A 20,120-nucleotide genomic window follows, 5' to 3' on the forward strand; every position below is an offset into this window, starting at 1 on the left:
CCTTTGTTCAGCGTAAAAAAGCCGAAAATGCTTGTAAACATTTTCGGCTTTTTTCTTCTTATTATATGTTCCACCAGTGTAAGCCGTCTTTCACCAAAAGATCATCAGATTCTTTCGGTCCCATTGAGCCTGATTCGTAGTTAGGAGATAAGGTTTTGTTTGCTGCCCATGTTTCAGAAATAGAGTCGACAAAGCTCCAAGAAAGGGCAACTTCATCCCAGTGTGCAAAGTTTGTTGCATCGCCAAGAAGACAGTCGTGAATTAGTTTTTCATATGCTTCAGGGGTGTTCAACTCGTCATTGCAATTGCTGCAATAATCGAGTTTGATTGGCTGTGCGTGTGCTGCTCCGCCAAGCTTTTTAGCATTTAAGTAAAGCGTAATGCCTTCGTCAGGCTGAATATGAATGACAAGCAAGTTCGGATTCATGTTGTTTTCATTACCGTAGTACAGGTTCATCGGAATGTCCTTAAATTGAACGACAATTTTTGTGGACTTTTCTTTCATTCGTTTTCCGGTTCTGATGTAGAATGGAACACCAGCCCATCTGAAGTTGTCGATCAAGAGCTTGCCGGCAACAAAGGTTTCTGTATTGGAGTCAGGAGCGACATTATCTTCATCTGTATAAGCAGGAACCGGTACACCGTCAATTTCACCAGCATGATATTGTCCGCGCACAAAGTATTCATCCACTTCGTCTTTTGCAATAGGACGCAGTGCTCTCAGCACCTTCACTTTCTCGCTGCGGATTTCTTCTGTGTTCAATTTGATAGGCGGCTCCATTGCAAGAAGGGCAACCATCTGCATAATATGGTTTTGCACCATGTCGCGAAGGGCGCCTGATTTTTCGTAATATCTTGCGCGGTCTTCAACGCCTAGTGATTCGCTAGATGTGATTTGAATGTTTGAAATGTAGCGGTTTGTCCAAAGCGGTTCGAAAATCGCATTGGCAAATCGAATCACTTCAATGTTCTGAACCATTTGTTTGCCTAGATAATGGTCGATTCTGTATATTTGATCTTCCGTAAATGCTTCGCGGATTTCTTTATTCAATGCCTGTGCGCTTGGCAGATCATGGCCGAACGGTTTTTCGATGACAAGGCGGGACCAGCCGGTTGTAGCTGTTACACCCTCTGATTTTAATGTTTTTGCAATCGTTCCGAAGAATTCAGGAGCCATTGCCAAGTAGAACATTCTGTTGTTAGGAATTTGATATGTATCTTCCAGCTGGTTAAGCAATACGTTTAGCTCTTGATAAGAACCAGGGTTTGTCACGTCAAACGGGTGATAGTAAAAATGAGACGTGAAATCATCTATATGCTTATCTGCAGATGAGGAAATGGATGTTTTAACAGTTTGGCGAAGATCCTCATTAGACCAAGGTCTTCTTCCAACTCCTACCACTGCAAACTCTTCTCCGATTTGTCCGTTTTGATATAAACGGTGAATAGACGGATACAATTTTCGTTTTGCTAAATCTCCAGTTGCACCGAATATGACAATTACTGCTTTTGGTTGTTGGTTTGTTTTCACTAAAAGTACCTCACTTTATTCGAAGCTTTATTTTAGTACACCCCGTATATTTCCTTCATTTTAAATCTAAAATTCAACGAAAGCAAACATTTAAGCCCTTTTTTAAGCAGAATGCTGAAAAAATGTTTCTAGCACGAAAGGATTGTTCTTTTCAGAGGCAAGATTCACATTTTCCGCTTGATCCTGTATTCTTGTAGGTATCTGGTTCTAGTAGGAGGAAGGAAACGTGGAATTACTTTTTTTAGGGACGGGAGCCGGCATTCCCGCCAAGGCGAGAAACGTCACCTCTGTAGCATTGAAATTGCTTGAAGAAAGGCGTTCGGTATGGCTTTTTGACTGCGGGGAAGCCACACAGCATCAAATTTTACATACAACGATTAAACCTCGTAAAATAGAGAAAATCTTTATTACACACATGCACGGCGATCATGTATACGGACTTCCGGGGCTTCTGGGGAGCCGTTCCTTTCAAGGCGGAGAGGACGAGCTGACAGTGTACGGACCTAAAGGGATCAAGGCGTTTATTGAAACAAGCCTTGCCGTCACGAAGACCCATTTGACATATCCGCTTGCGATCCAGGAAATTGAAGAAGGAATCGTGTTTGAGGACGATCAGTTTATTGTCACAGCGGTATCTGTTATTCATGGAGTGGAAGCCTTCGGGTACCGTGTGCAGGAAAAAGACGTACCGGGTTCCTTGAAGGCTGATGTATTAAAAGAAATGAACATCCCGCCCGGACCTGTATATCAGAAAATCAAAAAAGGCGAAACGGTAACGCTTGAAGACGGACGAATCATCAATGGGAATGATTTTCTGGAGCCTCCTAAAAAGGGAAGATCTGTTGTGTTCTCCGGTGATACGAGAGTAAGTGACAAACTAAAAGAGCTTGCGAGGGATTGTGATGTGCTTGTTCATGAAGCAACCTTTGCTAAGGAAGACCGTAAACTTGCTTATGATTATTATCACAGTACAACGGAACAAGCGGCTGTAACAGCGAAAGAAGCAAGAGCGAAGCAGCTCATTTTAACCCATATCAGCGCAAGATATCAGGGAGATGCTTCTTTGGAGCTTCAAAAAGAAGCGGTTGACGTTTTCCCCAATAGCGTGGCGGCATATGATTTCTTAGAGGTAAACGTCCCGCGAGGCTGAAGGCAGAGCTCTTATTTGACAATTTGTGATGATGTTGTATAATAAAACGTAATCATTACGTTTTATAAGGAGATGTTAATTATGAGAGTAAATGTTACTTTAGCCTGCACTGAAACGGGAGACCGAAATTACATCACAACAAAAAATAAACGCACCAATCCAGACCGTTTGGAGCTGAAAAAATATTCACCGCGTTTAAAGAAATATACCCTTCACCGTGAAACAAAATAATAAAAAAGACCGGGAATCCCTTACGGCCCGGTCTTTTTTTACGTTAATTGACTGCCTGGTAAAGAGGAGCGGCCTGCTGGCACGCTGCGCACCATACGTCATAAATAGCCAAGTGAACGATATGAGGTTCATCATGATGGATGTTGTGGGAGCTGTTTTTAGCTTGAATCCAGCCGCTTTGGTTAGATAGAGACAATATGCTGCTGTGCAAGTTTTGCCACTCCTGTTCAGCAGCGAATTTCTCAGTCCGTTCTCCTGATGACAACACAAGAAGAGGCATGTTTCCTAAGTGGACTTGCCGCTTTTTGAGCTCCTGCAGACTTTTTGAAAACTCTGCATGTGTGCCCTCAAGCATCATCTTTCTCGTATGTGATTTGTGCATTTCTTCGGGTATAAAGGTAAAGCTGGCGCAATCGCCTAAAGCTGGGTCAAGAAGGACCATGCCGATAATATCATGCTTGTTTTTGCAGGCCCATAAACCGGTGATGACAGCTCCGTATGAGTGTGAAACAGCCAAATAAGGAGGTTTTACATCAGCTGCTTTAAGCAAACTCTCCAATTCTTTCACTTGTTGATCAGCTGTTCGTTTAGCTCTGCTTTGCCCGCTTTTTCCTATGCCTGCCCGATCATATGTGAAAATGCCAAATTCATCATCAATGTCCGCCATTAATGGTTTCCACGTCTCAGAAGAAGTACCATAGCCGGCCTCAAAGACAATCGTTACACCGCTTGATCCTTTCCGGTGCTGTGTATGAAACGCACATCCGTCAATTGTATATGTCTTTTCCATCCAAGCTGATTTCATTGGAGTCATCTCCTCTAATTGGTTCTACTAGGGAGACGGAGAACCTTAGCCGATCGTTTCTCTAAAAATAAAAAAAGAGATATCCTCTACAGGATATCTCTTATGGCATTACCAGCCTCTTTCGTATTGAACAGGGGCCGGAATCTCTGTATTGAGCTGTTTCGCAGCAGTTCTTGCAAAGAATGGATCCCGCAAAAGCTCTCTGCCGATAAAGATGAGGTCGGCACGTCCGTTTTGCAGAATTTCTTCAGCCATTGAACCGTCTGTAATCATGCCGACGGCACCAGTAGCCATGTCCGCCTGTTCACGGATTTTCTCAGCGAAGCTGACCTGATAGCCAGGGAATACGTTAATGTCTGCGTGAACAAGGGCGCCTGAGCTGCAGTCAATTAAGTCAACACCCTGCTCCTTCATCCATTTTGCAAAACCGATGTGATCGGCAATGTCTAAGCCTTTATCAGTGTAGTCAGAAGCAGATACACGGACAAATAAAGGACCGTCCCATACTTGTTTGACTTCATCAATGATCTCTCTCAAGAAACGATAGCGGTTTTCAGGTGAGCCGCCATATTCATCTGTGCGATGGTTGGAAAGCGGAGACAAAAATTCATGAATTAAATATCCGTGCGCCGCATGAATTTCAATCACATCAAAGCCGGCTTCTTTTGCGCGGGCAGCCGCTTGCTTGAACTCCTGGACCGTTTCTTTTACTTTTTCTGTTGACATTTCTACAGGTGTTGCTGATTGTTCGTCAAACGCAATCGCCGATGGAGCGAAGATATCTCCTTCAAGCTCAGCTTTACGTCCGGCATGGGCAAGCTGAATGCCGATTTTTGAACCTTGTTCTTTGACCTGCTCAGTCAGTTTTGCAAAGCCTTCAATATGCTCGTCGCTCCAAATGCCTAAGTCTTGGTCAGTGATTCGTCCTTGAGGGTTAACCGCTGACGCCTCTACAATAATCAGTCCGACCTGGCCGATTGCGCGCGATATGTAATGTGCCATGTGGAACGGTGTTAATTTTCCGTCCTTTTCATGAGAAGAATACATGCACATTGGCGACATGACAATGCGGTTTTTTAACGTCATATCTTTAATTGTAATAGGTGTAAATAATTTTCTGGCCATTTCTTTCGCCTCCCGTAAGGTTTTTAGAGATTGATTATATCAAGTCATTTCTTTCCCGTCATATAAACTGCTCAAATGAACCGCTTTTGTCAAACATTTCTGTATAATAGACGAGAAATCAGTTTATTTTTCAGTATAGAAGCATTTTTATTCATAGGAGGGGCGGAATCAATGAATTGGCAGACGAAGGACGAATTGCTGGCACTTTTAACTTCTCTTGTGCAATACGAAAGCATCACCGGTTCAAAGGGCGAGGCAGCGCTTGCAGAGTATCTTTATTTTATTTTGAAGGACAAGCCCTATTTTCAAAAGCACCCTGATGATGTAACACTTCATCCGATGGACGATGGCAGATCTTTTCTTACGGCTCTAGTCAAAAAGAAGAATGTCAAAAAGACAGTGCTTCTGCTGAGTCATTTTGATGTCGTTGACATAGAAGATTACGGCGAATTTAAACATATGGCTTGCAAGCCTGCTGAGCTTTTGAGCTCCTTTTTAGAGAAAAAAGAGCTGCTCCCGGAACGTGTGAGAAGAGATGCCGAAAGCGGAGACTGGCTGTTCGGAAGAGGGACGATGGATATGAAAGCGGGGCTTTGTGTTCAACTGTCGATGCTGGAGAGGGCAATGAACGGGCATTTTGAGGGCAATCTGCTGTTGATAACGGTTCCGGACGAGGAAGTGAATTCAAGAGGCATGATTGAAGCGGTTCCTGCATTGAAGGAGATGGAGAAAAAGCATGATATCACATTAACCGCTTGCCTGAATGCCGAACCGATGTTTGAAAAATTTCCCGGCGATCAGCAGCAATATTTTTATACAGGAAGCATTGGCAAGGTGCTTGCGGGTTTTTTCTGCAAGGGGATTGAGACACATGTTGGAGAGCCGTTTTCAGGCCTAAACGCAAATTTAATGGTATCTGAGATTAACCGTTTGCTTGAACTGAATGCTGATTATTGCGAAAAGGTTGATGGCGAGGTCACTCCGCCGCCGGTAAACTTAATGCAAAAGGACTTGAAAGAGGCATATTCAGTCCAGACACCGCATACAGCCGTCACATTATTTAATGTGCTGTCAATGAAACGCTCAGCTAGTGAGCTGCATCAGATGCTGCTTAAAACAGCAGAACAGGCGGCGGAGGAAATCATGTCGAACGTTCGGAAGAAAACACAGGATTTTCAACAATTTGAGCCATTTCAGCCGATTGAGCGGGACGTCACTGTTTTGACATTTGATGAGCTGGTCTCGCGTGCAAAAAAGCGTGCGGGGATCTCGGAAACAGAGCGGGCTCTAAATTATGCCTTTGCTAACAGGGGCGAGCTTGGAGATAGGGATTTTTCGACGAAAATTGTTTCTGAGCTTGCTTCACTTTGTAAGGAGGATGCGCCGCTCATCGTTCTGTTTTATAGTCCGCCGCTTTATCCAGCTGTTTCTTCAAAGGATGATCAATTGATCAGAAATACAGCAGAACAGTTAAAGCATTATGCGGCTGAGCGATACGGCATTGCATTACAGGAGGTTCAGTACTTCCCCGGACTTTCCGACTTGAGTTATCTTCAGCTGGAAAAGCAGGAGGTTGATGCATACACAAGCAATATGCCGCTCTTTAACAGAGGATATTCATTGCCAAGCGGTAAAAATCAGGCTTTATATGTCCCGGTTTTAAATGTCGGTCCGGCTGGTAAAGACCCGCATAAATGGACGGAAAGATTGTATATGCCTTATTCCTTTGAAGTGCTTCCCGATTTGCTTTCATTTACGATCTCCGCGCTATTAAAGCAATCAGAATCTGCCGGCCAGCTGCTGCGGGAAAAATAAAAAACAGAAGGCACTGTGCCTTCTGTTTTTGTCTTACATCTAAGAATGTCTCTCTAAGGCGGCGCCGGCAAACTGTTCTTTGATTTCTGCGCTCCGTTTAGCTGTTTCTTCAATACAGTGAATAATTGCTTCTTCAAAGCGGGAGTCCTGTAAAGCGCGAAGACCTGCCTCTGTAGTGCCCCCAGGACTGGTGATTTCTTTACGCAGCTTTTCCGGCTGTTTGCCGCTTTGAAGGAGCATATCTGTTGCCCCTGCCATTGTCTGCAAAATGAGTGCTTTTGCCGTTTCTTTATCTAATCCTACTTTTTGTGCCGCTTTTTCCATCGCCTCAATATAACGATACACATAGGCCGGGCCGCTGCCTGCGATTGCAGTGACAGCGTCAAGATGCCGCTCCTCAACCAGTGTTGCATCACCGATTGTTTCCAATAGAGCTTTTGCGGCAATAATATCATTCTTGCTTGCTTCCGTGCTTACGGAAAATCCGGTTGCTGATTTTCTGATTGCCGCTGATGTATTAGGCATGACGCGAATGACTGCGAGCTTTCTGCCAAAATAATGCTGAATGGTTTCGATGGTAAGGCCTGCAAGTACTGAAATGACAAGCTGGTCCTTGATATACGGCCGGATGCTGTCGATGCTTTCCGCCGCGTCTTTCGGTTTGAAAGCGAGGATAATGATATTGGTGTGAGTGAAAAACTCATTTTTATCTCTGCATGGACGCACGCCGTACGTTTCCTTTAATTCAATCAGACGCTCGTCATTTGAGCGATTTGTAATATAGATATGTTCTGGTTTTGTGATGCCGCTTTGCAAAATGCCGTTGATCATTGCTTCTGCCATTGACCCGGCGCCGACAAATCCTATCTTTTTCATTGATATCCTCCTTCTATCAGAACAACAAAAAAACCTTTTCATCACGTAAAGGACGAAAAGGTTCGCGGTACCACCCTCATTAGCACAAATTGTGCTCAGCTCAAATCCCGTAACGCGGGAAACGTTTAGGTTTTCCTAACCGCGACTTGAGGGCAGGTTCTACAAACAAGCGGGCCGCAACACCTTTCAGCCGGGGGTATCGCTCTCTTAGGCCATTGCCTTGTATACTATTCCTCGTCATAGCGTTCCAATGGTTCTCGTTTTAGTTTGTTGTTCATTATGCAATGGCGGACAAGCTAATGTCAATAGCTTTTTCAAAAAGGTTTGTTCTCATTCTGCAATAATGACACAAGACCGAGAAAAAGCTAAAATATGAATAATGAATGAAGACAAGGAGCGAAAGGATGACAACTGAAGATGTAATTGCGATCCGCGTCCCGACGCCGTTTGCTGTCGGCGATGTTATCGTTTACCTCGTAAAAGGTGAAGCACTGACACTTATCGATGCCGGGCCGAATACAAAAGAGGCTGCCAGAGCCCTACAAGAGCAGCTTGCCGCTGTAAATGTGAAAATGTCAGATATCGAGCAGGTTGTACTGACTCACCATCATGCTGATCATGCAGGCTTGCTTGATGTCTTTTCAGATGAAATCGAAGTGATTGGGCATACATTCAACGAACCTTATATCAGCCGAAATCAAGCCTTTATGGATTGGCAAAAACGTTTTTTTCAAAAGCTGCTGCCTGAATTAGGCGTTCCATTTGATACGGGGAAGGCGGAAAAGCTGATTCGATCAGCGTACGCATTTTCCTGTACGAGATCTCTGACAAAATCAATCAGAGAAGGTATGGGCATAGATGGGCTTGAGGGCTGGTCTGTGTTGGAGATGCCTGGACATGCTGAATCGCATATCGTTCTGTTCCATGAAAAAAGCGGAAGGATGCTTGGCGGCGATCTACTGCTGGCAAACAGCTCGTCTAATCCGATTTTGGAAGCGCCGAAAGCGGGAGACGTTAGGTCAAAGCCTTTAGTGGATTATCAGCGGTCATTGCGAAGGCTGTCTCAACTTGATCCAACAATCGTATTTCCTGGTCACGGCGAGCCTATCACCAGTGTACAAGCGCTGATTGAGAAGCGTTTTGACAAGCAGAGGAACAGGACGGAGGATGTTCGTCGCATGCTGGATGAAAAGCCGATGACCGCTTTTCAGGTCTGTCAGCAGCTTTTTCCTGCTGTATATGAAAAGGAATTGTTTTTAACGATGTCAGAAACGGCAGGTCACCTTGATGTGTTAGAGGCTGAAGAAGCCATTACGTCATATTGGGAAGGAAATACCGCATACTTTAAAACAATGAAGAGGTGAAATGGGTGAAACATATAGCGGGAAAAAGGATTTGGATAACCGGCGCTTCAGGAGGGCTTGGTGAAAGAATCGCATACTTATGCGCAGCTGAAGGAGCCCATGTCCTGCTGTCGGCTAGACGCGAGGATCGTTTGATAGAAATCAAAAGGAAAATAACCGAGGAATGGAGCGGACAGTGTGAGATTTTTCCTCTGGATGTCGGCCGCCTAGAGGATATCGCCCGGGTCCGCGATCAGATCGGCTCGGTTGATGTACTGATTAACAATGCGGGCTTCGGTATATTTGAAACGGTTTTAGACTCTACATTGGATGACATGAAAGCGATGTTTGATGTGAATGTCTTCGGCCTGATCGCCTGTACAAAAGCGGTGCTTCCGCAAATGCTTGAGCAAAAAAAGGGCCATATCATCAATATCGCCTCTCAAGCGGGGAAAATCGCAACACCGAAGTCTAGCCTTTATTCCGCGACCAAACATGCCGTGTTAGGTTACTCAAACGCTTTGCGGATGGAGCTTTCGGGAACCGGCATTTATGTGACAACAGTCAACCCGGGCCCGATTCAGACGGACTTTTTTTCCATTGCTGATAAAGGCGGGGACTACGCCAAAAATGTCGGCCGCTGGATGCTTGATCCTGATGACGTGGCAGCTCAAATTACAGCTGCAATTTTTACGAAAAAGCGGGAGATCAATCTTCCGCGTTTAATGAATGCCGGCACTAAGCTGTATCAGCTGTTTCCAGCTCTTGTAGAAAAGCTGGCAGGACGCGCGCTCATGAAAAAATAATGATGGAACTGCCTGTGGTGGAGTGGCTTGTTTCTCACGAGGCAGTTTTTGATAGTGGAAGGGAGAGATTGTTGAATGTCAGTTCATTCAGAAGTCCTTCATGCTCTGCTTAAAGATCCGTTTATTCAGAAACTGATTGATGCAGAGCCTGTATTCTGGGCAAATTCAGGCAAGAAAGAGGGGCCAATACCCCGTGCAGATGAGTGGGCAACCGAGATAGCGGAAGCGGAAAAAAGAATGCGGCGGTTTGCACCTTACATTGCCGAGGTGTTTCCTGAGACGAAAGGCGCTAAAGGAATCATCGAGTCTCCGCTTTTTGAGGTGCAGCATATGAAGGGAAAGCTGGAAGCGGCATATCAGCAGCCATTTCCCGGAAGATGGCTTTTAAAGTGCGACCATGAGCTTCCGATTTCAGGATCGATTAAAGCGAGGGGCGGGATTTATGAAGTGTTAAAGCATGCTGAAAATCTCGCGCTTCAAGAAGGGATGCTTCAGGAAACCGATGATTACCGCATCTTACAGGAAGAGCGGTTTGCCGGGTTTTTCTCCCGCTATTCGATTGCTGTCGGTTCGACAGGAAACCTGGGTTTAAGCATCGGCATCATCGGCGCGGCACTCGGCTTTCGCGTGACAGTGCATATGTCCGCCGATGCTAAGCAGTGGAAAAAGGATCTCCTCCGCCAAAAGGGAGTCACTGTTATGGAGTACGAAACAGATTACAGCGAAGCGGTGAACGAGGGGAGACGGCAGGCGGAACAAGATCCATTCTGTTATTTTATTGATGATGAACATTCTCGTCAGCTGTTCTTAGGATATGCTGTTGCCGCAAGCCGATTAAAAACACAGCTTGACTGTATGAATATAAAGCCAAGTCTTGAGACGCCCTTGTTTGTGTATCTGCCGTGCGGAGTCGGCGGAGGACCGGGCGGTGTAGCATTTGGGCTGAAGCTTTTATACGGAGATCATGTTCATGTGTTTTTCGCAGAACCAACTCATTCACCTTGTATGCTGTTAGGGCTTTATTCAGGACTTCACGAGAAGATCTCCGTCCAGGATATCGGCCTGGATAATCAGACGGCTGCTGACGGACTTGCCGTAGGGAGGCCGTCAGGATTTGTCGGCAAGCTGATTGAACCGCTTCTGAGCGGCTGTTATACGGTAGAGGACAATACGCTTTATACTTTGCTTCATATGCTGGCTGTATCTGAAGATAAATATTTAGAGCCCTCTGCTCTTGCCGGCATGTTCGGGCCGGTTCAGCTTTTTTCGACAGAAGAGGGAAGGCGCTATGCTCAGAAATATAAGGTGGAACATGCCGTACATGTCGTCTGGGGAACGGGAGGAAGCATGGTTCCAAAAGATGAAATGGCTGCGTATAACCGAATCGGTGCTGATTTGCTAAAAAAACGAAATGAAAAATAAGCAGACAGTGAAAAGGTTTTCCGTTACAATCTTTGTAAGGGTTTTAACCTACAGAGAGTCAGGTGTAAACAGTGAAAAATAAAGAACTTAACCTACATACTTTATATACACAGCACAATCGGGAGTCTTGGTCTGGTTTTGGGGGGCATTTGTCGATTGCTGTATCTGAAGAAGAGGCAAAAGCTGTGGAAGGATTGAATGATTATCTATCTGTTGAAGAAGTGGAGACGATCTATATTCCGCTTGTTCGCTTGCTTCATTTACATGTCAAGTCTGCGGCTGAACGCAATAAGCATGTCAATGTTTTTTTGAAGCACCCACATTCAGCCAAAATTCCGTTTATTATCGGCATTGCCGGCAGTGTCGCAGTCGGAAAAAGCACGACGGCGCGGATCTTGCAGAAGCTGCTTTCGCGTTTGCCTGACCGTCCAAAAGTGAGCCTTATCACGACAGATGGTTTTTTATTTCCTACTGCCGAGCTGAAAAAGAAAAATATGATGTCTAGAAAAGGGTTTCCTGAAAGCTATGATGTAAAGGCGCTGCTCGAATTTTTGAATGACTTAAAATCAGGAAAGGACAGCGTAAAGGCCCCGGTGTATTCCCATCTAACCTATGACCGCGAGGAAGGTGTGTTCGAGGTTGTAGAACAGGCGGATATTGTGATTATTGAAGGCATTAATGTTCTTCAGTCGCCCACCTTGGAGGATGACCGGGAAAACCCGCGTATTTTTGTTTCCGATTTCTTTGATTTTTCGATTTATGTGGATGCGGAGGAAAGCCGGATTTTCACTTGGTATTTAGAGCGTTTTCGCCTGCTTCGGGAAACTGCTTTTCAAAATCCTGATTCATATTTTCATAAATTTAAAGACTTGTCTGATCAGGAGGCTGACGAGATGGCAGCCTCGATTTGGGAGAGTGTCAACCGGCCGAATTTATATGAAAATATTTTGCCGACTAAATTCAGGTCAGATCTCATTTTGCGTAAGGGAGACGGGCATAAGGTCGAGGAAGTGCTGGTAAGGAGGGTATGAAATTGTGCATCATATTGAACTGTATGTCTCTGATTTGGAGGCGTCTAGGCGGTTTTGGGGCTGGTTCTTAAAAGAACTTGGCTATAAAGAGTATCAAAAATGGAGCTCAGGCATCAGCTGGAAGAAAGATCGTTTTTACCTAGTGATTGTGCAGGCGAAAGAGCCATTTCTAGAGCCGGAATACCATAGATGCCGAGTCGGTCTGAACCATCTCGCATTTCATGCTGAATCCAAGCTTCAAGTCGATCAGATGACTGAAAAATTGACGGCAAAAGGTTATCGTGTGTTGTACCGAGACAGGCATCCTTTTGCCGGAGGAGACGGGCATTATGCAGTCTATTGTGAGGATCCGGACCGGATTAAGGTAGAGCTCGTTGCCCCAAGCTGTTAATCGTGATCTTCGGACAGGCTGTTCAGCTTTTTCTCAATGCGATCCAGCTGCGCTTTTCGGTTTTTCGCATACTTGAAGCCTGTAACAGCCGCAAAGACGACAGCGGCAAATATAATAAATACAAACAGCTGAAACATCACATCACCTATATTCATGTTCTTCACCTCATGTTTGCGGGAGAGTTTCATTCTCTTCCGTTTTTTATTTAAAGCGGCTTTTCCAGACGGGAACGGTGTTTTGTGGTCTCTGTTTTCATTTGCCGATAGGCGAACGCTAAAAATGGCAGGCCGAGCAGGGTAATGCCGCTCAGGACAGAAAAAATATAAATCGGCCGGCCAGCGCCAAACAGGTCTATACATATCCCCCCGACCCAAGGGCCGATGACGTTTCCGAGCTGTGAAAAACCGATTGCCCCGAAATAAGTGCCTTTTAATCCTGGTTTTGCAATCTGGTCTACATACAAATCCATCATAGAGAATAAAAGCACTTCGCCGATTGTAAATGTGATGACAATCATCACAATTGAAGGAACACCGTGTGATACGGTAAAAATGGCCATGCTGATACTAACCATCACATTACCGAGCATAAGAGAACAAAGCGGCGAAAAACGTTTTGCAAAATGGACAATGGGAAATTGCGTCGCCAACACAACGATTGCGTTTAATGTCAGCATCAGCCCATACAGCTTCGTTCCATTGTCGATCAAGGGGTTCTGCGCCATATACTGAGGGAATGTGGAACTGAATTGTGAGTAGCCGAAGGTGCATAGCGTAATGCCGACCAAAGCAATGGTAAAAAGATAATCCTTTTGCGTGACCATAAACGCTTCCCGCACGCTCATATTTCGGGACTGGGCTGGTGCTGATAAGGATGGATGTTTTTTAAATTGGAGGGCAAGCACAATTCCGTATAGTCCGTAAATGACTGCAGGCACCAAAAAGGGCGTAGTCGATTGCGATGAGCCGAAATATAGGCCAAGCACAGGTCCGAAGACAACGCCGATATTAATAGCCGCATAGCGTAAATTAAAAACTAGCAGTCTCGTTTTTTCTTCTGTCATATCAGACAGCAAGGCCTTTGAAGCGGGCTCAAACAGTGATTTGCAAAGACCGTTTAATGCGTTAACTACAAAAAACACCCAGAGATGAGATGCCGCCGCAAAGCCTGCAAATACCAGCATCCATCCGAAAATTGATACAAGCATCATGTTTTTTCTGCCGAATTTATCTGAGATATATCCGCCGTAAAAGCTTGCGAGGATGCCGACTGATGAGCTCGCGGCGATGACCAGCCCTGCATAGGAAGCTGATGCGCCTTGGACGGCTGTCAAATAAATCGCTAAAAAAGGAATGCTCATCGATGTTGCCATTCTGCCGAAAATGGTTCCGATTATAATTGTCCAGCTGATCGGGTGGATATCTTTCCATTTCTTCATGAATTATATTCTCTCCTGTATGTATGATCTTTCTCTATCATATATGAAAAAATTTCCTTCTCCAATAGATCGTTCAAAATATTTCGTTATTGACATGTAGTATGCCTGATTGTATGGATGGCAATATACTTTGCGTTGAGGATGCGTGTGGCTGACGGAGTTTACATCTTGAAAGAAGGAAAATGACGGGATGTCCGATTTCAGTGAGGGTGTGTTTGAAACATTAAAAGAGTTTAAGCCGCCAGGACGTGGATCATATCGGCAGTGAAACCGGCTATGAGATCAAGATGTACGCTGAAAACCGGCATGGGCCTCATGACAGAACAAGAGAGCACATCTCTTCGAAAAAGTGTATACGCGTGATCATGGACAGCTTATTCCGTTTTGCGCGAGTTCTGAGGGGGAATTTTACGCCAGGCCATATGAATCTATGGAGCGTGAGAAAATCCTGCTTTTTCTGTAAGCCTGAGACTGTTTATTTGTTTCAGGCGGTGTTTTCAAAGGGAAGCCGCATCAGCGGCTGAAAGACTGACAGTCATGCGTTTAAGAGAACAGGCCTTGGTTTGTGACATAGTCATAAATGATATCTTCTATATGCGCATGCAAATCCTCATCTGGTTCTTCATTCCGTCTCTCTTGTAGAGCCGCTTTCAGGCTTTGTTTTTCATACGGGCTTAACGGATCTATAGCAACGTTTCTGCCGTATTGCCGCAATGCCTGTCCCAGCATTTTTTCGACAAATTTCTCCATCATGACTCTCCTATCCTTATGCTTCGCTTTTATTCTACTAAATGTTTTTCTTCTCTCAAACCCTTGGATCATATTTTCTGTCAGACAAGAATCATTTACCAGTATAAAACGAACATACTTTCGCATATAATGAAAAGCGAACATAAGTTCTTTTTAGAGGTGTGTATGATGAAAGAAAAAGTGATTTTTCTCGTTGACATGCAATCGTTTTATGCATCTGTAGAGAAAGCGGAAAATCCACATTTGAAAAATAGGCCCGTCATTGTTTCGGGTGACCCTGAAAAAAGGGGCGGAGTCGTATTGGCTGCCTGCCCGCTGGCGAAACAAAAGGGTGTGGTGAATGCTTCACGGCTGTGGGAGGCGCAGGAAAAGTGTCCTGAGGCTGTTGTGCTCCGGCCGCGTATGCAGCGGTATATTGATGTATCACTGCAAATTACGGCCATTCTCGAGGAGTATACAGACCTTGTGGAGCCGTATTCCATCGATGAACAGTTCATGGACATTACAGGCAGCCAGAAGCTGTTTGGGACGCCGATGGAGATCGCGAAAAGCATTCAGGGCAGAATCATGCGGGAGATCGGCGTTTATGCACGGGTCGGAATCGGCCCTAACAAAGCGCTGGCCAAAATTGCGTGTGACAATTTTGCCAAAAAGAATAAGAACGGTATTTTTACCTTAACGAAAGAAAATATGAAAACCGAAATGTGGCCGCTCCCGGTGGGCAGCATGTTTGGCGTCGGGAGCCGCATGAAGCATCATTTAAATCGAATGGGCATCAGCACGATCGGCGGGCTCGCGGCTTTTCCGCTCGATCTTTTAAAAAAGAAATGGGGCATTAACGGCCACGTGCTGTGGATGACGGCAAACGGAATCGACTATTCCCCTGTGTCAACTTCGTCTCTGGACGGGCAAAAGGCGATAGGTCATGGAATGACTCTCCCGAGAGACTACGAACACTTTGACAAAGAAATCAAGGTCGTATTGCTTGAGCTGAGTGAAGAGGTGTGCAGGCGAAGCCGAAACGCCGGGGTCATGGGGCAGACAGTGTCAGTGAGCTGCCGGGGTGCTGATTTTGATTGGCCGACGGGCTTCAACCGGCAAGTGAAGCTGGCAGAGCCGACTAATTCTACGCAGGATGTATATGAGGCTGTACGACGGCTGTTTCTTACATTTTGGGACGGGAAACCCGTCCGCCGCCTCGGTGTCAATCTGTCTCAGCTCTCATCTGATGACATATGGCAGCTCAATTTATTTCAGGATTATGCAAAGAAAATGAGCCTAGGCTATGTGATGGATGGCATTAAAAATCGATTCGGCGATACAGCAATCATCAGGGCGGCGTCACTGACAGCGGCAGGCCAGGCATTTGAACGTGCGGCTAAAATAGGGGGGCATTATAAATGAACGACCATTTAAAAAGGGGCAACCTGCTGTGGGAAGGGAGCAGGATGTTTCTGCCGGAACATAAGCAAAGCCTGCTGGAGAGAAAGCGACTTAAACAGAAGCTGCAAAAGCCGATCCTTGACCCCGATAAGCTGGAAGAGATGAATCAAACGCTTTGCGCCGCGATGGAGTTTGCTCAGGATATCACTGTCAGCTGCTTTCAGGACGGTGAGATTGTCTGCTGCACCGGGAAAATCTGCCGGTATGAAGAGTTTGAAAAAGCAGTATGGATAAAAGGAGACGAGGATCAGCTTTATAAGCTGAAACTTGATCAAGTGCTTGATATTGTGCTGTAAAGTCTCTCCTCCTGTTTGGGGGAGAAATAGGCGTAAAATGATCAAACATTGTTCCCTCGGCAGTCTGGAAACGTATGATACAGGAAAGAAGGCATTTACAATTCCAGCCAGGCAAAATATAATTTTTATATTGTGAGAAAAAGAGCTGACATTCGTTTTGCCAGACGGAGGGAGATCAAATCGTAATGGATATTCGAACAATCACGTCTTCAGATTATGAAATGGTAACGTCTGTACTGAATGAATGGTGGGGCGGCAGACAGCTGAAAGAAAAATTGCCGAGACTATTTTTTGAGCATTTTCAGGACACAAGCTTTATTACATCCGAACATAACAGCATGACGGGATTTTTAATCGGATTTCAATCGCAATCCGATCCTGAAACGGCGTACATTCATTTTTCCGGTGTGCATCCGGATTTCAGAAAAATGCAAATTGGGAAACAATTGTATGATGTATTTATCGAAACAGTAAAACAAAGGGGCTGCACCCGGGTGAAGTGTGTCACTTCACCTGTGAATAAGGTATCAATCGCATATCACACAAAATTGGGGTTTGATATTGAAAAGGGCACCAAAACGGTAAATGGCATCTCAGTGTTTGCAAACTATGATGGCCCGGGCCAAGACAGGGTACTGTTTGTCAAAAACATATGAGGGGGAAATATGATGGATTTTTTATCAAAAACACCTGAGCCTCCTTACTATGCAGTCATTTTTTCTTCTGTCAAAAGCGAAAATGACACAGGATATGAAGAAACAGCGGAGCGGATGGTATCGCTTGCGGCGGATCAGCCTGGATTTTTAGGCGTGGAAAGCGTACGTGAAGCGGATGGAAGGGGCATCACAGTTTCCTATTGGGACAGTATGGACGCAATTAACCATTGGAAGCATCACACTGAACATCAAGCGGCAAAAGAAAAAGGAAAAAGCCTTTGGTACGAGTCGTATGCAGTCCGCGTCGCAAAAGTCGAAAGACAGCGGCTGTTTCAGGAGGAACACGAATGATTGAATTTCTCCAGCATAAGGAAGACACTATAGCGCGTGAGATTTTAGCCGTACAGATCCCCGCCTACATAAAGGAAACAGAGATTATCGGTTTTGACGGTATTCCCGCTTTACAAGAGAAGGTGAAGGATATTCAAGCATCCCATGAGCGGTTTGCGGGATATCGGAAAAACGGCAAGCTGATCGGTGTCATTTCATATGAGAAAAACATGCATTATCTCACCATTTGCAGGCTTGTTGTGCATCCTGACGGTTTCAGAAAAGGAATTGGACGAGCGCTTCTGCAATTTGTCATTGATCATAATAAAGACGCTGAGAAAATCGAAGTAGTCACAGCCGAGAACAATACCCCGGCTGTGTCACTCTATACACAGGCCGGATTCCAAAAGGCAGAAACCGTCAAAGCAGCGCAGGGTCTATTGCTGTCGGTCTTTCATTTGTATCCGAAAAGAAAAGTTGAGATCATTCTCTACAACGAAAAATGGGCAGAATGTTTCGATGAAGAAAAAGAACGGCTGAAACTTGTGTTCGGGCCGGAGATTATCGCTATTCATCACATCGGAAGCACATCAATACCTAACATGGCAGCGAAGCCAATCATTGATATGTTAATTGAAGTCAGAAGCATTGAAGCCGTGAGCCAATTTGATGAACAAATGAAGGCCAACGGCTATACACCAAAAGGTGAGAACGGTATAGCGGGCAGGCGTTATTTCCAAAAGGGCGGAAATAAACGCACTCATCATGTCCATATGTACGAACAGGGAAACCCTGCTATTGAAAGGCATCTGTTATTCAGAGATTATCTCAGAGCTCATCCAAACATAGCGAAAGAATACGCCGTTCTCAAAAAACAGCTGGCGGCCCAGCACCCTGACAGCATCAATCAGTATATACAAGGGAAAGATGAGTGGATCAAGACTGCAGAAGAAAATGCGAAGCGGTGGAAAAAAGGCAGAAACAATGCGAATGGCAGTATTGTATGCTACAATAGCGAAAATGATGAAAACGGGGGTTTCACCTTATGAACATACATGTGACAGATGCAGCAAAACAGGCACTGCAGCAGGCGTTTGACGCCAACCCGGGAAAAAAAGCCCAGCTTCGTTACGATGCAGAAGGATGCGGCTGCGCGGTAAGCGGTGTCCCGACAATCTGGCTGGCAGAAGAATTAACGGGACAGTGCGAGCAGCTGGAAACGAACGGCATTCCGCTGTATATCCAATCGTCGCAAAAAGTGTTTTTTGACGATCAAATGACGATCGATTACAATGAAAAAGCCAAAACATTGGCGCTGAAAAGCCCGGCTGAAATGCTCAGCCCCAGAATGAGCATATTAGTAAAGTAGGAGACGCGAAACGTGGAACAAAAGCTGAAGGCAATGAAGAACACAGCACAAAATAAAACGTGGGTATCCTTCCTGAATCAAAACCATCCCTATACCTTGCTTCACTGGTCAATCGGAGGAGCAGAGTCCATCAAGAAAGATGTCTGGCTATTGCAGGATGAAATGACCTTCGAGACGCAGGAGTTTACAACGATAGATCTTGCGATTGAATGGATCAGAGAAAATATGGATGGCATTACCGACGTTCTGTAACATAAAAAAGCGAAAGAGCCGAAGAGGCCTTTCGCTTTTTTATTCTGTTTAATCATTCATGTTGTCTAAAAACTCCTGCACTGTTTTTCGGTACGTATCCCGATTTTTGGTATATGACATGGCGTGTTCACCGTTCTCGGCAATGTACAGCGCTTTCGGCCCGCGTTTCTTTTCATAAAGCCGCTCGGTCGAAGAAACAGGAATGTAGTCATCATCCTTACTGTGAATAAAGAGGACCGGCTTTTCGATTTTATCAATGACAGCAAGCGGAGATACTTCGCGTGCGCGATAGCCGCCCCTCAGCTTCAAAAAGAAGTCGGCGATAGGGAGCAGGGGCCAAGACGGGAGCCTGTATTCCGCTCTCAGCCGGTAGGCAAGCTGTTCATCAAAACATGCGAACGGACAATCGGCAATATAAAAATCAGCGCCATCGCTGCAGTGTGCACCAGCATAAAGCAGGGCGGTCACAGCCCCCATCGACTCACCATGAATTCCGATCAATCCGCGATGATTTGTTTTGTTTTTGAGCCAGCTGACAACCTTATTGAGATCATCCTTTTCGTAAAACCCGTAGCTGGTCGTCTTTCCGCCGCTTTGGCCATGCCGGCGGTGGTCATAAATGAGCACATTCCAGCCGAGATCAAGAAATAAATGCATATACTTAAGAGAATTCAGCACATTCATGGTTACCCCGTGGCAGATGATGATGGTATTTGGTGTGTCATGCGGTGCGACATGGTATCCTTTTATGTCGTACCCGTAAGCGGAGGGTATCACAAAAGCGGTTTTCTCCATTTGTTCAAATGATTCAAACACATCATGTCCGTTGTCTGTCTCTCTTTTGATAATGTCTTCATCCGTTTTTTTCTTGATGAATAGAATCATATTTGAAAAAACAATTCCGATTGCGATGACAGCTGTTACGAGAGCGCCAATGGCCAAAAGGATTTTCTTCAAAAGTCACAGCACCTTTCAACTAAATATAGGTAATTCGTGTTTAAAATCATTATACCTAAACACCGCTCCGCTGAGAAAGTGACCAGAAGAGAGTCTGCTTGTT

22 protein-coding genes and 1 pseudogene are annotated in these 20,120 nt (G+C 45.1%); 15 read left to right on the top strand and 8 right to left on the bottom strand.

Features of this window, described 5'->3' with window-relative positions:
* Positions 1-61: 61 nt before the first annotated feature.
* On the bottom strand, positions 62-1,531 hold the full coding sequence (gene zwf / locus SB658_RS03865; RefSeq protein WP_003246151.1) for a glucose-6-phosphate dehydrogenase: 1,470 nt from the start codon (positions 1,529-1,531) through the stop codon (positions 62-64).
* Between the two features lie 226 nt (positions 1,532-1,757).
* On the opposite strand from zwf, the gene rnz reads away from it, so the two are divergent.
* Both rnz and rpmG read left to right on the top strand, forming a co-directional pair.
* Positions 1,758-2,681: a ribonuclease Z gene (gene rnz / locus SB658_RS03870; RefSeq protein ID WP_004398681.1), complete on the top strand. Its 924-nt coding sequence runs from the start codon at positions 1,758-1,760 to the stop codon at positions 2,679-2,681.
* Between the two features lie 81 nt (positions 2,682-2,762).
* Positions 2,763-2,912 carry a 50S ribosomal protein L33 gene (rpmG, locus tag SB658_RS03875; RefSeq protein WP_003226511.1) on the top strand — a complete coding sequence of 50 codons (150 nt, stop codon included), beginning with the start codon at positions 2,763-2,765 and terminating at the stop codon, positions 2,910-2,912.
* Positions 2,913-2,955: 43 nt separating this feature from the next.
* Here rpmG and SB658_RS03880 read toward each other — a convergent pair whose 3' ends face one another.
* Positions 2,956-3,717 (bottom strand): alpha/beta fold hydrolase, encoded by a 762-nt coding sequence (locus tag SB658_RS03880; RefSeq protein ID WP_003230373.1) that lies wholly within the window; start codon positions 3,715-3,717, stop codon positions 2,956-2,958.
* A gap of 108 nt (positions 3,718-3,825) precedes the next feature.
* Positions 3,826-4,842: an NADPH dehydrogenase NamA gene (gene namA / locus SB658_RS03885; RefSeq protein ID WP_015251757.1), complete on the bottom strand. Its 1,017-nt coding sequence runs from the start codon at positions 4,840-4,842 to the stop codon at positions 3,826-3,828.
* Positions 4,843-5,013: 171 nt separating this feature from the next.
* Between namA and SB658_RS03890 the strand changes: the two genes are divergently transcribed.
* A complete protein-coding gene (locus SB658_RS03890) occupies positions 5,014-6,657 on the top strand; it encodes a M20/M25/M40 family metallo-hydrolase (RefSeq protein ID WP_144500722.1) in 1,644 nt (547 codons plus the stop codon).
* Between the two features lie 39 nt (positions 6,658-6,696).
* Here SB658_RS03890 and proC read toward each other — a convergent pair whose 3' ends face one another.
* Positions 6,697-7,533, bottom strand: coding sequence for a pyrroline-5-carboxylate reductase (proC, locus tag SB658_RS03895; RefSeq protein ID WP_029317946.1), 837 nt, complete (start codon positions 7,531-7,533; stop codon positions 6,697-6,699).
* A gap of 404 nt (positions 7,534-7,937) precedes the next feature.
* Between proC and SB658_RS03900 the strand changes: the two genes are divergently transcribed.
* The 5 genes from SB658_RS03900 (at position 7,938) to SB658_RS03920 (ending at position 12,526) form a co-directional block, all read left to right on the top strand.
* On the top strand, positions 7,938-8,897 hold the full coding sequence (locus tag SB658_RS03900) for an MBL fold metallo-hydrolase (protein WP_038429269.1): 960 nt from the start codon (positions 7,938-7,940) through the stop codon (positions 8,895-8,897).
* Between the two features lie 5 nt (positions 8,898-8,902).
* On the top strand, positions 8,903-9,682 hold the full coding sequence (locus SB658_RS03905; protein ID WP_015483409.1) for an SDR family oxidoreductase: 780 nt from the start codon (positions 8,903-8,905) through the stop codon (positions 9,680-9,682).
* 75 nt (positions 9,683-9,757) lie between these two features.
* Positions 9,758-11,104 (top strand): D-serine ammonia-lyase, encoded by a 1,347-nt coding sequence (dsdA, locus tag SB658_RS03910; RefSeq protein ID WP_038429268.1) that lies wholly within the window; start codon positions 9,758-9,760, stop codon positions 11,102-11,104.
* 71 nt (positions 11,105-11,175) lie between these two features.
* Positions 11,176-12,135 carry a type I pantothenate kinase gene (gene coaA / locus SB658_RS03915; RefSeq protein WP_003245966.1) on the top strand — a complete coding sequence of 320 codons (960 nt, stop codon included), beginning with the start codon at positions 11,176-11,178 and terminating at the stop codon, positions 12,133-12,135.
* A 4-nt stretch (positions 12,136-12,139) separates the two neighbouring features.
* Positions 12,140-12,526 (top strand): VOC family protein, encoded by a 387-nt coding sequence (locus SB658_RS03920; protein WP_080287617.1) that lies wholly within the window; start codon positions 12,140-12,142, stop codon positions 12,524-12,526.
* Here SB658_RS03920 and SB658_RS03925 read toward each other — a convergent pair.
* From SB658_RS03925 to SB658_RS03935, 3 genes are all read right to left on the bottom strand, one after another.
* Positions 12,523-12,681 (bottom strand): hypothetical protein, encoded by a 159-nt coding sequence (locus SB658_RS03925; RefSeq protein ID WP_004398585.1) that lies wholly within the window; start codon positions 12,679-12,681, stop codon positions 12,523-12,525. The genes SB658_RS03920 and SB658_RS03925 overlap by 4 nt on opposite strands.
* A 50-nt stretch (positions 12,682-12,731) precedes the next feature.
* Positions 12,732-13,964 carry an MDR family MFS transporter gene (locus SB658_RS03930; RefSeq protein ID WP_038429267.1) on the bottom strand — a complete coding sequence of 411 codons (1,233 nt, stop codon included), beginning with the start codon at positions 13,962-13,964 and terminating at the stop codon, positions 12,732-12,734.
* A gap of 543 nt (positions 13,965-14,507) precedes the next feature.
* A complete protein-coding gene (locus SB658_RS03935) occupies positions 14,508-14,714 on the bottom strand; it encodes a YqzH family protein (protein ID WP_004398642.1) in 207 nt (68 codons plus the stop codon).
* 165 nt (positions 14,715-14,879) lie between these two features.
* Here SB658_RS03935 and SB658_RS03940 point away from each other — a divergent pair, with 165 nt between their 5' ends.
* The 7 genes and pseudogenes from SB658_RS03940 (at position 14,880) to SB658_RS03970 (ending at position 19,060) form a co-directional block, all read left to right on the top strand.
* Entirely contained in the window at positions 14,880-16,118 is a 1,239-nt protein-coding gene (locus SB658_RS03940; RefSeq protein WP_010886562.1) for a DNA polymerase IV, read from the top strand.
* Positions 16,115-16,453 carry a YolD-like family protein gene (locus tag SB658_RS03945; protein WP_004398477.1) on the top strand — a complete coding sequence of 113 codons (339 nt, stop codon included), beginning with the start codon at positions 16,115-16,117 and terminating at the stop codon, positions 16,451-16,453. Before SB658_RS03940 ends, SB658_RS03945 begins: the two co-directional genes overlap by 4 nt.
* A gap of 185 nt (positions 16,454-16,638) precedes the next feature.
* A complete protein-coding gene (locus tag SB658_RS03950; RefSeq protein WP_004398668.1) occupies positions 16,639-17,109 on the top strand; it encodes a GNAT family N-acetyltransferase in 471 nt (156 codons plus the stop codon).
* A 9-nt stretch (positions 17,110-17,118) separates the two neighbouring features.
* Positions 17,119-17,464 (top strand): annotated as a pseudogene (locus SB658_RS03955) (antibiotic biosynthesis monooxygenase family protein).
* The gene (locus SB658_RS03960) at positions 17,457-18,488 is read left to right on the top strand and encodes a bifunctional GNAT family N-acetyltransferase/GrpB family protein (RefSeq protein WP_033884658.1); all 1,032 of its coding nucleotides are present in this window, start codon (positions 17,457-17,459) and stop codon (positions 18,486-18,488) included. Before SB658_RS03955 ends, SB658_RS03960 begins: the two are co-directional and overlap by 8 nt.
* Entirely contained in the window at positions 18,485-18,808 is a 324-nt protein-coding gene (locus tag SB658_RS03965; protein WP_003226552.1) for an iron-sulfur cluster biosynthesis family protein, read from the top strand. Before SB658_RS03960 ends, SB658_RS03965 begins: the two co-directional genes overlap by 4 nt.
* Positions 18,809-18,820: 12 nt before the next feature.
* On the top strand, positions 18,821-19,060 hold the full coding sequence (locus tag SB658_RS03970) for a YqkC family protein (RefSeq protein WP_003230411.1): 240 nt from the start codon (positions 18,821-18,823) through the stop codon (positions 19,058-19,060).
* 48 nt (positions 19,061-19,108) lie between these two features.
* Here the strand turns inward: SB658_RS03970 and SB658_RS03975 are convergent, their stop codons facing one another.
* Complete coding sequence (locus SB658_RS03975; protein WP_046160554.1) at positions 19,109-20,017, bottom strand: alpha/beta hydrolase; 909 nt, start codon at positions 20,015-20,017, stop codon at positions 19,109-19,111.
* Positions 20,018-20,120: the final 103 nt, after the last annotated feature.

It is taken from the genome of Bacillus sp. SIMBA_008, assembly GCF_046535495.1.
Taxonomy (GTDB): domain Bacteria; phylum Bacillota; class Bacilli; order Bacillales; family Bacillaceae; genus Bacillus; species Bacillus subtilis.